Source organism: Pseudomonas sp. BS3782 TE3695 (genome assembly GCF_050435305.1).
In the GTDB taxonomy this organism is placed as follows: domain Bacteria; phylum Pseudomonadota; class Gammaproteobacteria; order Pseudomonadales; family Pseudomonadaceae; genus Aquipseudomonas.
In genome coordinates this window covers 1,031,959-1,046,435 of the sequence record NZ_JBNDKB010000001.1, presented here as the reverse complement: position 1 = coordinate 1,046,435, position 14,477 = coordinate 1,031,959, and the positions used below count along the sequence as shown (strand labels likewise).

Annotated in this window: 8 protein-coding genes and 1 pseudogene; 4 read left to right on the top strand and 5 right to left on the bottom strand. The window is 60.4% G+C overall.

Translation table 11 applies throughout. The features are described 5' to 3' along the window. The first annotated feature begins 15 nt into the window (after window positions 1-15). Window positions 16-1,510: pseudogene (locus ABH909_RS04630) on the top strand (YifB family Mg chelatase-like AAA ATPase). A 6-nt stretch (window positions 1,511-1,516) separates the two neighbouring features. Here ABH909_RS04630 and ABH909_RS04625 read toward each other — a convergent pair. From ABH909_RS04625 to ABH909_RS04615, 3 genes are all read right to left on the bottom strand, one after another. After that, the gene (locus ABH909_RS04625) at window positions 1,517-2,731 is read right to left on the bottom strand and encodes an aldose 1-epimerase family protein (protein WP_429430844.1); all 1,215 of its coding nucleotides are present in this window, start codon (window positions 2,729-2,731) and stop codon (window positions 1,517-1,519) included. Between the two features lie 269 nt (window positions 2,732-3,000). Next, complete coding sequence (locus ABH909_RS04620; RefSeq protein ID WP_429430842.1) at window positions 3,001-4,977, bottom strand: methyl-accepting chemotaxis protein; 1,977 nt, start codon at window positions 4,975-4,977, stop codon at window positions 3,001-3,003. Between the two features lie 184 nt (window positions 4,978-5,161). Beyond that, window positions 5,162-6,082, bottom strand: a complete 921-nt coding sequence (locus ABH909_RS04615) for a LysR substrate-binding domain-containing protein (RefSeq protein ID WP_007894759.1) — start codon at window positions 6,080-6,082, stop codon at window positions 5,162-5,164. Window positions 6,083-6,238: 156 nt separating this feature from the next. On the opposite strand from ABH909_RS04615, the gene ABH909_RS04610 reads away from it, so the two are divergent. Further along, entirely contained in the window at window positions 6,239-7,636 is a 1,398-nt protein-coding gene (locus ABH909_RS04610) for a NorM family multidrug efflux MATE transporter (RefSeq protein ID WP_429430840.1), read from the top strand. A 108-nt stretch (window positions 7,637-7,744) separates the two neighbouring features. Here ABH909_RS04610 and ABH909_RS04605 read toward each other — a convergent pair whose 3' ends face one another. Then, window positions 7,745-9,418 (bottom strand): putative bifunctional diguanylate cyclase/phosphodiesterase, encoded by a 1,674-nt coding sequence (locus ABH909_RS04605; protein WP_429430838.1) that lies wholly within the window; start codon window positions 9,416-9,418, stop codon window positions 7,745-7,747. A gap of 262 nt (window positions 9,419-9,680) precedes the next feature. Between ABH909_RS04605 and rep the strand changes: the two genes are divergently transcribed. Together rep and ABH909_RS04595 are read left to right on the top strand one after the other, a co-directional pair. Next, window positions 9,681-11,690, top strand: a complete 2,010-nt coding sequence (gene rep / locus ABH909_RS04600; RefSeq protein ID WP_429430836.1) for a DNA helicase Rep — start codon at window positions 9,681-9,683, stop codon at window positions 11,688-11,690. Between the two features lie 69 nt (window positions 11,691-11,759). Next, window positions 11,760-12,332 (top strand): xanthine phosphoribosyltransferase, encoded by a 573-nt coding sequence (locus ABH909_RS04595; protein ID WP_429430834.1) that lies wholly within the window; start codon window positions 11,760-11,762, stop codon window positions 12,330-12,332. A 129-nt stretch (window positions 12,333-12,461) separates the two neighbouring features. Here ABH909_RS04595 and ABH909_RS04590 read toward each other — a convergent pair whose 3' ends face one another. Continuing rightward, window positions 12,462-14,384 (bottom strand): acetyl-CoA hydrolase/transferase C-terminal domain-containing protein, encoded by a 1,923-nt coding sequence (locus tag ABH909_RS04590; protein WP_429430832.1) that lies wholly within the window; start codon window positions 14,382-14,384, stop codon window positions 12,462-12,464. Window positions 14,385-14,477 lie beyond the last annotated feature (93 nt).

Here is a 14,477-nt window from a genome sequence, read left to right as displayed (position 1 = left end):
GCTCAAGGAACGACCATGTCCCTCTCCATCGTCCACAGCCGCGCCCAGGTCGGCGTAGAAGCTCCCGCCGTCACCGTAGAAGTGCACCTGGCCAACGGCTTGCCGTCGCTGACCATGGTCGGGCTGCCCGAGGCGGCGGTGAAGGAAAGCAAAGACCGGGTGCGCAGCGCGATCATCAATTCCGGCCTGCAATTTCCGGCACGGCGCATCACCTTGAATCTCGCTCCCGCCGATCTGCCAAAGGACGGCGGGCGATTCGATCTGGCGATTGCCTTGGGAATTCTCTCGGCCAGCGTGCAAGTGCCGACATTGACGCTGGATGACGTGGAGTGCCTGGGAGAGCTGGCACTGTCGGGCGCAGTGCGGGCAGTTCGTGGGGTGTTGCCGGCAGCGCTGGCAGCGCGCAAGGCCGGGCGCACGTTGGTGGTGCCGCGGGCGAATGCCGAGGAGGCGTGCCTGGCTTCTGGGTTGAAGGTGATTGCGGTGGATCATCTGCTTGAAGCGGTCGCGCATTTCAATGGCCACACGCCCATCCCCCCCCTACGCTTCCAATGGTTTGCTCTACGCCAGCAAACCCTACCCCGATTTGAATGAAGTGCAGGGGCAACTCGCGGCCAAGCGCGCGTTGCTGATTGCGGCGGCAGGGGCTCATAACCTGCTGTTCAGCGGACCGCCGGGGACGGGGAAAACGTTGTTGGCGAGTCGTCTGCCGGGGCTGTTACCACCATTGGCCGAGAGTGAGGCGCTGGAAGTCGCGGCGATTCAATCCGTCGCCAGTTGTGTGCCGTTGAGTCATTGGCCACAGCGCCCCTTCCGACAGCCGCACCACTCCGCGTCAGGCCCGGCGCTGGTAGGCGGCGGCTCAAAACCGCAACCCGGCGAAATCACCCTCGCCCACCATGGCGTGTTGTTCCTCGATGAGCTTCCGGAATTTGATCGCAAGGTATTGGAGGTGCTGAGGGAACCACTGGAATCCGGCCACATCGTGATTTCCCGCGCCAAGGACCGCGTACGCTTCCCGGCACGCTTTCAACTGGTCGCGGCGATGAATCCTTGCCCCTGTGGATATCTTGGCGAGCCCAGTGGTAAATGCAGTTGTACACCGGACATGGTCCAGCGTTACCGCAACAAACTCTCGGGGCCACTGCTGGACCGCATCGACCTGCACCTGACAGTCGCTCGCGAAGCCACGGCGTTGAATCCTGCGTTGAAGCCCGGTGACGACACTGCCACCGCCGCCGCGTTGGTGGCCGATGCGCGAGAACGCCAACAAAAACGCCAGGGCTGTGCCAATGCATTCCTTGATTTGCCGGGCCTGCGCAAACACTGCAAGTTATCCACAGTTGACGAAACCTGGCTGGAAACGGCTTGTGAACGGCTGACCTTGTCACTGCGAGCGGCTCATCGATTGCTCAAGGTTGCTCGCACCTTGGCGGACCTTGAGCAAGTCGATGGCATCACCCGCGAACACTTGGCCGAAGCGCTGCAGTATCGGCCGACAACACTCTAGCCGGCATCACCCCTTGGTCAGATCAACCAACGGCGTCTGCCGCACCTCAGTCTCCCGCCCACCCTGAATCTCGCTCACCCGCTTCAACGCCTTATCCACAGCTACCTTATCTGCCAACAAGCTGTAGCTGATCCGGAATTGCTTCTGTTCCTTCGGCCCAATCGTCGGCACCAGGTTCAGTGGCCGTTGATACCGGCGGTTGTAGGAAAAACTCGTCCCCGGCTCCAGCCCCGTGACATAGCCCTGGCCTTGGGTATCGGTGTTTTTCCACAGGGAGAACACGGGCAGTGTTTGAGTATTGAAGCCGACCGAAACCCCCAGGCTGCCGGCCTTGTTATGCAGCACGGTCAACGTATCGCCCTTGGCATCGGCATACGGCACCACGTTGTAAACCGTTTCGTCGTAGTCCTTGGTCGGTGCGCGGTAGGTTTGCCAGTCCGGCAGATCGCCCTTGGCCTTGTCGTTGAACGGCGATACCTGTTTCACCGGCGCGGCGAAGCGGGCGCCCTGCTCCAGGAACGGGGTGCTGAAGTTGCTGTGATACAGCGCCTGGTATTCCTTCGGATAGTCGCCGTTGTTGGTCAGGGTGTCGTTGAGGGCGAACGCTACGCTGCCGGGTTCGGTGACCAGTTCGGTCGCGACGGAGAAGTCGACTTTCTTGAACGCCTGCTCTTTCAGCTCGCCGCGCAGGGTGATGGCGTACGGCGGTTTTTCATCGATGTGCAGGGTGACTTTGTTCGCAGGAATGTTGGCGGCGCGACCGTGCAGGGTCAGCAGCTCACCATTGTCGATGCCGGGGTGGCCGACCCATTCGTAGCCGCAGCGGGTGACCAGTTCGTTGAAACCTTCCAGCCAGCCCAGGCCACCGCGGCCGTTGAGTTCGATGAAGGATGGATTGACCACTTCCTTGACCGGTGAATCCCAGCCCATGCGCACATCGCCGACCGAGGCCTGCAGGACGTTCATGCCACGAGTCGGCACCACCGAGAGTTTCATCGTGCCGTTATCGATGTCGACGATGCTGACCCCCTCCTGCCGACCGCCATGCAAAGTGCGCAGGGTCACACTGAAGGGTTTGTCGGTTTTTACACCGAGTTGCTGGCTGGTGATTTGCCAGTTCTGGGCGGCTTTGTCAGTGTCGAGCAGGACGTAATCCCAGGCCAAGGCTTGGGATGCAGCGGACAGTGCGCTGAGGGCAACGAAGAGTTTGAGCGGGGTCATGGCAGCAGCCTTTCTTGGAGTTGTGCCAATTTTATAGACTTGAAGAAACGTTTCAGCAAGCATAAAAATCGAGACACTGGTGCTAAATGCCAAGGAAGACGACTAGAGAGGAATTGATTCGCAGATTTTGGACAAATCCTTGATTTGAGGTCGATCCCTTCGCGAGCAAGCCCGCTCCCACATTTGATCTCGGGTGTTCACACATAGTGTGTTCACCGCAGATCTACTGTGGGAGCGGGCTTGCTCGCGAAAGCAATTTCAGAGGCGACTCAACGAAACCGGTCAACCTCATGCCGCAAGTCCGCCGCCAGCTTCTCCAGCTCTTTGGCCGTCACAGCCAAGTTGGATACCACTTCGCGCTGTTCACTGTTCGCTAAAGCGATGCTTTGCAGATTGCTGCTGAGCAAGGTCGCGGTGCTGCTTTGTTCCTGGGTCGCGGTAGTGATGGCGGCGAATTGCTCACCGGCCGAGCGGCTTTGCTCATCGATCCGTGCCAGCGCCGAGGCGACGTTGGCGTTGCGCGACAGGCCTTCCTGCATCAGCACATTGCCCTGCTCCATGGTGCTGATGGCGTTGCCGGTTTCCTGCTGGATGCTTTGGATCATCCCGGAAATTTCGTCTGTGGCCTGGCGCGTACGTGAGGCCAGGTTGCGCACCTCATCGGCCACCACCGCGAATCCGCGGCCCTGCTCACCGGCGCGGGCGGCTTCGATGGCGGCGTTGAGCGCCAGCAAGTTGGTTTGCTCGGCGATCGCGGTAATCACCCCGACAATGCCGCCGATTTCCTGGGAGCGTTGCCCCAAGGTATTGATCACCGTCGCGGTGCTGTTCAATGCACCGGCGATTTGCTCCAGGGAAGAAGACGCTTCGTCCATCGACGTACGACCGATCTGGGTTTGCTGTGCGTTTTCCTGCGCCAGACGCTGGGTGTTGCCCATGTTGTCGGCAATGTTCAGCGAGGTGGCGCTGAATTCTTCTACGGCGCCGGCCATGCTGGTGATTTCGCCGGACTGCTGCTCCATCCCTTCATAGGCGCCACCGGACAAACCGGACAACGCCTGGGCACGGCTGTTGACCTCGCCCGAGGCCTTACGGATGTGCTCGACCATGGTCGACAGGGCCTGGCTCATCTGGTTGAAGGCGCGGGCCAGTTGGCCGATTTCGTCATTGCTCGACACGTTCAGGCGAACACTCAAATCACCGGCACCCAAGGCTTCGGCTTGACGCACCAGATCACCCAGTGGCGCCAGTTTGCTGCGCAGCAACCAGACCGCCGAACCGACTGCCAGCAACATCGCCAGCAGGCTGCCGATCGCCAGTTGAATACCCACGCTCCAGGTCACGGCGCGGATTTCACTTTTAGGCATGCTCGCCACCACCGACCACGGCCCACCGTCGAATGGCACGGCAACACTGTAAAAATCTTGCGACGTGTCGTTCCAGAAGTCGCCTTTGCCCGGTGTCTTGGCCAGACCGACGATGCTCGAGACCGCCTGATCCAGCGCCTGTACACCGGCAATCGGCACCAGCCATTTGCCTTGTTCATCCAGCAACGCCAGGGAACCGGTCTGGCCGATGCGGAAGCGTTTGAGGTTGGAGAACTGTGCGTTCTGCGCGTCGGTGTAATCGAATCCTACGTACAGCACGGCAATGATCTTGCCATTGCCGTCGCGTACGGGGGTGTACTGCGACATGTAGAAGCGTTCGAACAGCAACGCTCGACCCACATAGCTCTGCCCCGCCATCAAACGGGCGTAAGCCGGGTTCGCATGGTCGAGCAGCGTGCCAATGGCTCGGCTGCCATCTTGTTTGGTGACATTCGTGCTGACCCGAATGAACTCCTCACCACTGCGCACGAACACGGTCGCGACACCAGCGGTCATCTGCTTGAACTCGTCGACTTCCGCGAAGTTGTTGTTCAACACTTCACTGCCCAAGTGCAGACCCGGGGTCTGCACACCCGCCACGTTCACCGGCTCATCCGGATGCACGCTCAAACCGGCGCTGAAGCGCTTCTCGAACAGGCCGGCCAGGCGCTGGGTGCTTTCACGCAAAGTGCCGTGAAAGGTGCTCAACTGATCGGCAAGCAGGCGGGCCTCACTGGCCAGATGCTCTTCGCGGGTGGCGAGGTTCGCGGTGTCCAGCGAGCGCAGGGCGAACACGGTACTGCCACTGATGGCAATCGCCAGAATCACGGCAAGCGCAAGACCCAGCTGTGAGGCAATCCGAGCACGAGGTTGAGACATGACAGCTCCTGACCCAGTGGCCGGATCATTCTGATCCCATCGCACACTCGGCAAAATTTCTGATTGTGGGAAAACATGGAACCTGCACGAAGGTCCTATCAGCAGATTTTCGGCGGCAAAGCTGAATACTTGAGTAATTAACGGGGATATGGCTCAAGGCCGCCATTGCGGCGGCTCCATCGATTCAGCCCAGACGTTCGACATCCGGTAATTCCATGGCCCGGACCTCGCCTTGCAGGAAATCGCTGAGGCGACGCAAACGTTCGCCGCCGGGGCGGGTTTTCGGCCAGACCAGGTAATAATTCTCACCACTGGCGACGGCCGTCGGCCACGGCAAACTCAGACGTCCCTGTGCGACATCCTCCGCCACCATCAGCAAATCGCCCATGGACACGCCGTAACCTCGGGCGGCGGCAATCATGCCCAACTCCAGCGTATCGAACACCTGCCCACCCTTGAGCGAGACTTGATCGGTCAGGCCCATGCGCTCCAGCCAGTTGCGCCAGTCACGGCGGTCTGGCGTCGGGTGCAGCAACTCGGTACTGGCCAGGCGCGCAACGTCCCACGGTTGATCCTTCAGAAGATTCGGCGCACCCACCGGAATCAGCTCTTCGGGGAACAGGAAAGTCGCCTCCCAGTCCGGTGGAAAATGCCCGTTGCTGAGGATGACGGCGCAGTCGAAGGGCTCATGGTTGAAGTCCACCGTATCGATGTCCATCCAGGCGCTGGTCAATTGCACCTCGTTCCCCGGTCGCAGGTGCCGAAAACGGCTGAGCCGCGCCAACAGCCAGCGCATGGTCAGGGTCGATGGGGCTTTCATGCGCAGAATGTCGTCCTCGGCACGCAAGGTATTGCAGGCCCGCTCGAGGGCGGTGAAACCTTCGCGAATGCCGGGCAGGATCAGCCGCGCCGATTCGGTCAGTTGCAGGTTGCGCCCGCTGCGATGAAACAGCCGACAGGCGAAATGCTCTTCGAGTGTACGAATGTGCCGACTGACCGCACTTTGGGTGATCGACAGTTCTTCGGCGGCGCGGGTAAACGAGCTATGCCGCGCCGCCGCTTCGAATGCTCGAAGGGCATACAAGGGAGGAAGACGACGGGACATCAGGCAGGCTCCTTTAGCGCGATGCATCAACTTATCAGAAACTCCCCCGCATGAGTTTTAATCATGCCACCCATCCTTTTTATCCCTTTGTGCAAACCCCGCAGAGCGCCGAGAATCGACGTTTCCTGTTCTCTCTGACAATCGAGCGTGATGATCATGCAGCATCCAGCGCGTAGTGAACTCTGGGCCATCCTGCGGCTGGCGGGGCCGTTGATTGCCTCGCAGTTGGCGCACATGTTGATGGTCCTCACCGACACGTTGATGATGGCGCGCCTGAGCCCCGAAGCACTGGCCGGCGGCGGCCTGGGCGCGGCGACGTATTCGTTTGTATCGATTTTCTGCATCGGCGTGATCGCCGCCGTCGGCACCCTCGTGGCGATCCGTCAGGGCGCCGGCGATATCATCGGCGCGGCGCGGCTGACCCAGGCCGGGTTGTGGCTGGCCTGGTTGATGGCGCTGGTGGCGGGTTTGCTGTTGTGGAACCTCAAACCGGTGTTGCTGCTGTTCGGCCAGACCGAAACCAACGTCCAGGCTGCCGGCCAATTTCTGTTGATCCTGCCGTTCGCCCTGCCCGGCTACCTGAGCTTCATGGCGCTGCGTGGTTTCACCAGCGCCATCGGCCGGGCGACACCGGTGATGGTCATCAGCCTCGCCGGCACCGTGGCCAACTTCCTGCTCAACTATGCGTTGATCACTGGCATGTTCGGCCTACCGAAAATGGGTCTGGTGGGCATCGGTCTGGTCACGGCGATCGTTGCCAACCTCATGGCGCTGGCGCTCGCACTGCATATTCGTCGACATCCGGCCTACGACGCGTATCCATTGCTCCCGGGGCTGTCGCGCCCCAACCGTCAGTACTTGAAGGAATTGTGGCGCCTGGGCCTGCCGATTGGTGGCACCTATGCGGTGGAAGTCGGCCTCTTTGCCTTCGCCGCGCTGTGCATGGGCACCATGGGCAGTACGCAACTGGCGGCGCACCAGATCGCCCTGCAAATCGTCTCGGTGGCGTTCATGATTCCGGCGGGGCTTTCCTATGCGATCACCATGCGCATCGGCCAACATTACGGCGCCGGGCAATTGCTCGATGCGCGGCTGGCCGGACGGGTCGGGATCGCCTTTGGTGCGGCGGCAATGCTCGGCTTCGCGATGGTCTTCTGGCTGCTGCCGCATCAGTTGATCGGCTTGTTCCTGGACCACAATGATCCGGCGTTCCGCGAAGTCATCAACCTGGCCGTGAGCCTGTTGGCGGTGGCGGCGTGGTTCGAGCTGTTCGACGGCACACAAACCATCGCCATGGGCTGCATCCGCGGGCTCAAGGATGCCAAGACGACGTTTTGGGTGGGTTTGGGTTGCTATTGGCTGATCGGCGCACCGGCCGCCTGGTGGATGGCCTTCCATTTGAACTGGGGGCCGACGGGGGTCTGGTGGGGTCTGGCGCTGGGGCTGGCATGTGCGGCGGTGAGCCTGACGCTAGCGTTTGAGTGGAAGATGAAGCGGATGATTCGGCGTGAGCCGGCGTCAGGGGCGAGTTTCCAAATCGCCCAGCCAGATTGAGACCCCCTGTGGGAGCGGGCTTGCTCGCGAAAGCGGTGTGTCAGTCGACATCTACGTAGACTGATACACCGCTTTCGCGAGCAAGCCCGCTCCCACATTTGTCCGTGTTTAAACCACGACTTCCAGTGCAGGCTGCTGACTGCTGCCGAACGTCAGGTACTCAACCAGTTCCGCCAACGGCAACGGCTTGCTGATCAGGTACCCCTGCACTTGATCGCAACCAAAGCCGCGCAACAAATCCAGCTGCTCTGGTGTTTCCACGCCTTCGGCGACCACTTCCAGGTTGAGGTTGTGCGCCAGGTTGATCATCGCGTGCACCAGTTTACGATTCTCTTCCCGCTCTTCCATGCCGCCGACAAAGCTCTTGTCGACCTTCAACAACGCAATCGGCAGGCTGTTGAGGTGCACAAACGAAGAGAATCCGGTGCCGAAATCGTCCAGCGAGAAGCGCACGCCCAAACGCCCGAGGGCGTCCATGGTCTGCTTGACCAGATCGCTGCGACGCATCACCGCAGTTTCGGTCAGTTCGAATTCCAGCCATTGCGCCTCGACGCCGCGCTCGGCAATCAGCCGGCTCAGGGTCGACAGTAATTGGCTGTCCTGAAACTGCCGGAACGACAGGTTGATTGCCATGTGCAGCGCCGGCAGACCTCGTTCGCGCAGCGCTTGCATGTCTCGCAGGGCCCGGGAAATCACCCAGTAACCCAGCGGCACGATCAAGCCGCTTTGCTCGGCCAATGGCACGAATTCGCTGGGGGGCAGCAAGCCGCGTTCGCCATGACGCCAGCGCACCAATGCTTCGAGGCCGACGATCTGGCCGTCCTCAAGGTTCAGGCGTGGCTGGTAATGCAGCTCCAGCTCATCGCGGCGCAAGGCGCGGCGCAGTTCACTTTCGAGGTCGGCGATGCTGCGGGCATTGCGATTGATCCGTTCGTTGAAGACATGAAACGTGCAGCCCTGAGTGCTCTTGGCCTGCTGCATGGCAATGTGCGCGTGCCACATCAACGGGTCGGCGCCGGCCTGCGCTCGTGCGTGGGCGATACCGAGACTGGAACCGATCAACAGGCTTTCGCCATCGATCCAATAGGGTTCGGACAGCGCTTCGGTAATGCGTTCGGCCATCCATTCGGCGCGTTGAGGGGCACGGCGGGTGTCGATCAGCAGGGCGAATTCGTCACTACCCAGCCGCGCCAGTTGATCGCTGGCCTCCAGCTGGCTTTTCAGCCGCGAGACCACTTGCAGGATCAACCGGTCGCCGGCCTGATGGCCGAGCGCGTCGTTGGCGTGTCGAAAGTTGTCGAGGTCGAGGTGACCGAGGGCCAGGCCCCGACCATCGTTGTCGGCCAGACGCGCCGCCAGCAAGGTCTGGAAACCCTGACGGTTGGCGATACCCGTCAACGGGTCCTGCTCGGCCAGACGCTGCAAGGTGTTTTCCAGCACGCCGCGCTCACGCACGTGGCGCAGGCAGCGGCGCAACATGCCGGGGTCCAGCAGATTGCGCACCAGCCAGTCGCTCACACCGTCGGGCGGCGCCAGCGGCTCGTGTTCGAGCAGCAACACCGTCGGCAGGTTGCAACGGCCGGGTGCTGGCTGGAGAGCGGGAATCGTCAACAACACCGCGCTGCGGTTGTCATCGAACAGGCTACTGACCGACTCCCAGCTCGGCGCGCTGAGCAGCACAGCCGAACTCCCCATCGGAGCCAGACACTCGCGCAACAACGCTGCCCACGCTGGCTCTTCGGCCAGTAGCAGCAAACGCAAGGGTTCGACAGGCGTAGACAAGCTAGCTCCTAGACTCTGCAAAGATGTAGGCGGCGGGCATTATGCCGCGCGGGTAACCAATGACCAAATGACATCGGTTATCAAACACGGCTTTTGCGTCTTGAATACGAACATTAGACGCAAATTCACTACGCATCCTGCGTGAAAGTATCAAAACCGGCAATTAGAGATCGCGTGTTACGTCACAAGTCGGAGAGAGCAGCACAATTCGCTGAGCCTGTTAAAATGCCGGCCCATTTCGCTGATGACTCCCTGATTTCGTATGTCCCGACTCAATCCCCGGCAGCAAGAAGCCGTGAGCTACGTCGGCGGCCCTCTTTTGGTGCTCGCCGGCGCAGGTTCCGGCAAGACCAGCGTGATCACCCGCAAAATTGCGCACCTGATCCAGAACTGTGGCATCCGCGCCCAATACATTGTCGCCATGACCTTCACCAACAAGGCCGCGCGCGAGATGAAAGAACGGGTCGGCACGCTGCTCAAGGGTGGCGAAGGCCGCGGCCTGACGGTCTGCACCTTCCACAACCTGGGCCTGAACATCATCCGCAAGGAACACGTGCGGCTGGGCTACAAACCGGGCTTCTCGATCTTCGACGAGACCGACGTCAAAGCCCTGATGACCGACATCATGCAGAAGGAATACTCGGGCGACGACGGCGTCGACGAGATCAAGAACATGATCGGCTCGTGGAAAAACGACCTGATCCTGCCGCCCGAAGCCCTGGAAAACGCGCGCAATCCCAAAGAACAGACCGCCGCCATCGTCTACGCCCACTACCAGCGCACGCTCAAGGCGTTCAACGCGGTGGACTTCGACGACCTGATCCTGCTGCCGGTAAAACTGTTCCAGGAACACGACGATATCCTGGAAAAATGGCAGAACAAGGTCCGCTACCTGTTGGTGGACGAATACCAGGACACCAACGCCAGCCAGTATTTGCTGGTAAAACTGCTGATCGGCAAGCGTAACCAGTTCACCGTGGTGGGCGACGACGATCAGTCGATCTACGCCTGGCGCGGCGCCCGCCCGGAAAACCTGATGCTGCTCAAGGATGATTACCCATCCCTGAAAGTGGTGATGCTCGAGCAGAACTACCGCTCCACCAGCCGCATCCTGCGCTGTGCCAACGTGCTGATCTCCAACAACCCGCACGAGTTCGAAAAGCAGCTGTGGAGCGAGATGGGCCACGGCGACGAAATCCGTGTGATCCGTTGCCGCAACGAAGACGCCGAGGCCGAGCGCGTGGCCGTGGAACTGCTGACCTTGCACCTGCGCACGGATCGGCCCTACAGCGATTTTGCGATCCTGTATCGCGGCAACTACCAGGCCAAGCTGATCGAGCTGAAGCTGCAGCACCACCAGATTCCGTATCGCCTGTCTGGCGGTAACAGCTTTTTCGGACGTCAGGAAGTGAAAGACCTGATGGCCTACTTCCGCCTGATCGTAAACCCGGACGACGACAACGCCTTCCTGCGGGTGATCAACGTCCCACGCCGGGAAATCGGTTCGACCACGCTGGAGAAGCTGGGCAACTACGCCACCGAGCGAAAAATCTCGATGTACGCCGCCACCGACGAAATCGGTTTGGGCGAGCATCTGGACACGCGCTTCACCGATCGCCTGTCACGCTTCAAGCGCTTCATGGACAAGGTCCGCGAGCAGTGCGCCGGCGAGGACCCGATTTCCGCCCTGCGCAGCATGGTCATGGACATCGACTACGAGAACTGGCTGCGCACCAACAGCTCCAGCGACAAGGCCGCCGATTACCGCATGGGTAACGTCTGGTTCCTGATCGAGGCGCTGAAGAACACCCTGGAGAAAGACGAAGAAGGCGAGATGACCGTCGAGGACGCCATTGGCAAACTCGTCCTGCGCGACATGCTGGAGCGTCAGCAAGAAGAGGAAGACGGCGCCGAAGGCGTGCAGATGATGACCTTGCACGCCTCCAAGGGTCTGGAGTTTCCCTACGTGTTCATCATGGGCATGGAAGAGGAAATCCTTCCCCACCGCTCCAGCATCGAAGCCGACACCATCGAAGAGGAACGTCGCCTGGCCTACGTCGGAATTACCCGGGCGCGTCAGACATTGGCGTTCACCTTCGCCGCCAAGCGTAAGCAATACGGCGAGATCATCGACTGCGCGCCCAGCCGTTTCCTCGATGAACTGCCGCCGGACGACCTGGCCTGGGAAGGCAACGACGACACCCCGACCGAAGTCAAAGCCGTGCGCGGTAATACCGCATTGGCGGATATACGCGCGATGTTAAAGCGCTAGAATTGAGCACTTTTTAACCGCACACTTTTTACACGCCAGGCGCACATGGCGTCAGTAGAGGAAAGCTTCATGGAAGCACTGCACAAGAAAATTCGCGAAGAAGGCATCGTGCTTTCCGATCAGGTCTTGAAAGTCGACGCCTTTCTGAACCACCAGATCGACCCGGCCCTGATGAAGCTGATCGGCGACGAATTCGCCTCGCTGTTCAAGGATTCGGGCATCACCAAGATCGTCACCATCGAAGCCTCGGGCATCGCGCCGGCGATCATGACCGGCCTGAACCTTGGCGTACCGGTGATTTTCGCCCGCAAGCATCAGTCCCTGACCCTGACTGAAAACCTGCTATCGGCGACCGTTTATTCGTTCACCAAGCAAACCGAAAGCACCGTGGCGATCTCCCCGCGCCACCTGACCAGCAGCGACCGCGTGCTGATTATCGACGACTTTTTGGCCAACGGTAAGGCCTCGCAGGCGCTGATCTCGATAATCAAACAGGCCGGCGCGACCGTGGCCGGTTTGGGTATCGTGATCGAGAAGTCATTCCAGGGTGGCCGTGCGGAACTGGATGCCCAGGGTTATCGCGTGGAATCGTTGGCGCGGGTGCAGTCGCTGGCCGATGGTGTTGTAACCTTTATCGAATAAACCGCCGCACCGCAAAACCAGTGTGGGAGCGGGCTTGCTCGCGAAAGCGGTGTGCCAGTCGACATCAACTTTGACTGATACACCGCTTTCGCGAGCAAGCCCGCTCCCACATTTGATCTCCGTCGGCTGTTACAAAGCGGTCGCCTTCAGGCCGGTGAGCAATAACCGCTGAAACAGATCCTCTTTCAACCCCTCCGGCTTCGTCAGCTGCATCCTTTCCAGATGCACTGGAAATTCCGAAGGTTGCGGCGCATCCAGCGCGGCCTTGCCCAGTTCCAGAATTTCCGTGAGCTTGAACTTGCTCTTCAACCAGTTCAGCGCCCGCAATAAGTCCCGTTCCTCAGCAGTGAAATCGCAGCCCAAGGGATACTCCGGAAACAGATTCGAATGCCGAGCCTGAATGGCCTGCAAACGCTGTGGGCTGTTGTCGGCGAAACGCGGATCGAGGCGAAAATGTTTCGGCAATTTGCCAACGCTTTGCGCCTGCTCGATCAGCCCAGGCTGGAAACGTGAGTCGCTGATGTTCAGCAACGCCTCGATCACCGCCGCGTCGGTCTTGCCTCGTAAATCGGCGATGCCGTACTCGGTGACGACGATGTCCCGCAGATGCCGTGGGATCGTGCAGTGGCCGTATTCCCAGACGATGTTCGAACTGACTTCACCGCCCGACTCACGCCAACTGCGCAACAGCAGGATTGAGCGCGCGCCTTCCAGCGCATGGCCCTGGACGACGAAGTTGTATTGCCCGCCGACACCGCTCAGCACTCGCCCGTCTTCAAGTTGATCGGCCACGCCGGCGCCGAGCAAGGTCATGGTGAAGACAGTGTTGATGAAACGCGCATCGAGGCGCTGCAAGCGTTTGAGTTCTTCCTGACCGTAGAGCTCATTGATGTAGCTGATGCGGGTCATGTTGAACTCGAGTCGCTTGTTCTGCGGCAACGCGCGCAAGCGCTCGTAGAAACTGCGCGGCCCGAGGAAAAACCCGCCATGCACCGAGATGCCGTCAGTCTGCGCGGCCTCGTCCAGCGTCCCGGCATTCGCCTGCTGCTGGGTCGCCACGTCCGGGTAGACCTTGCGCCGCACGATCCCGGCGTCCGCTAATACCAGCAAGCCGTTGACGAACATTTCGCTGCAACCGTAAAGGCCCTTGGCGAACGGTTCGGTCCCCCCTTCGTGCTCAATCAACTGCGCCCATTGGCTGAGATTCAGATCCGCCAGTAACGCCTTGTAACCGTCACTGTCAGCCTGCCGCGCCAGCAACGCTGCCGTCAGGGCATCGCCCATGGAACCGATGCCGATCTGCAAGGTGCCGCCGTCGCGCACCAGCGTGCTGGCGTGCAACCCGATGAAATGATCCTGGAAACCCACCGGCATGTTCGGCGTGGAAAACAGCGTGGTGTTGTCCTTCGCGTCGATCAGCAGGTCGAAGGTGTCGATGCCGATTTCCGCATCGCCAGGCATGTACGGCAAATCGTTGTGTACCTGCCCCACCAGCAGGATCGTCTCCCCCGCCGCCCGGCGCTTGGCAATCATCGGCAACAGATCGAGGGTGATGTCCGGGTTGCAGCTCAGGCTCAGGCGATCGGGATGCTCGCTGTGGCTGGCGACCAGTTGCGCGATCAGGTTCAAGCCGGCGGCATTGATGTCCCGGGCCGCGTGGCTGTAATTGCTGCTGACGTAATCCTGCTGGGCCGATGCGCTGTTCAGCAGGCTGCCTGGCTGCAGGAAGAATTGATGGACGTGAATGTTGGCCGGCAGGCTGTCGCGATGCAAATCGGCGAGAAAATCCAGCTCCGGATAATCGCCGAACACTCGCTCGATGAAGGGTTCGAGGAAGCGCTTTTGCAAGCCATCGCCCAATGGCGGGCGTCCGAGGCACAGGGCGGTGTACATCGTCAGCTGCCGCTCAGGCAATTGCGCGATCCGTTGATACAGCGCGTTGACGAAGTGATTGGGTTTGCCCAGCCCCAGCGGCAAGCCCATGTGGATATGCGCCGGCAACCGTGCCAGAACGTCATCGACCGCCTGTTCGATAGAACACAACTGCACCATCTGATCCTCCCGCCCGTTCCATGAATTGGGGTTGGACCGAGCTTGCCGGGGATTTGCCACAAAGCATAGCCTCAGCGAAAAATCGCACGCACA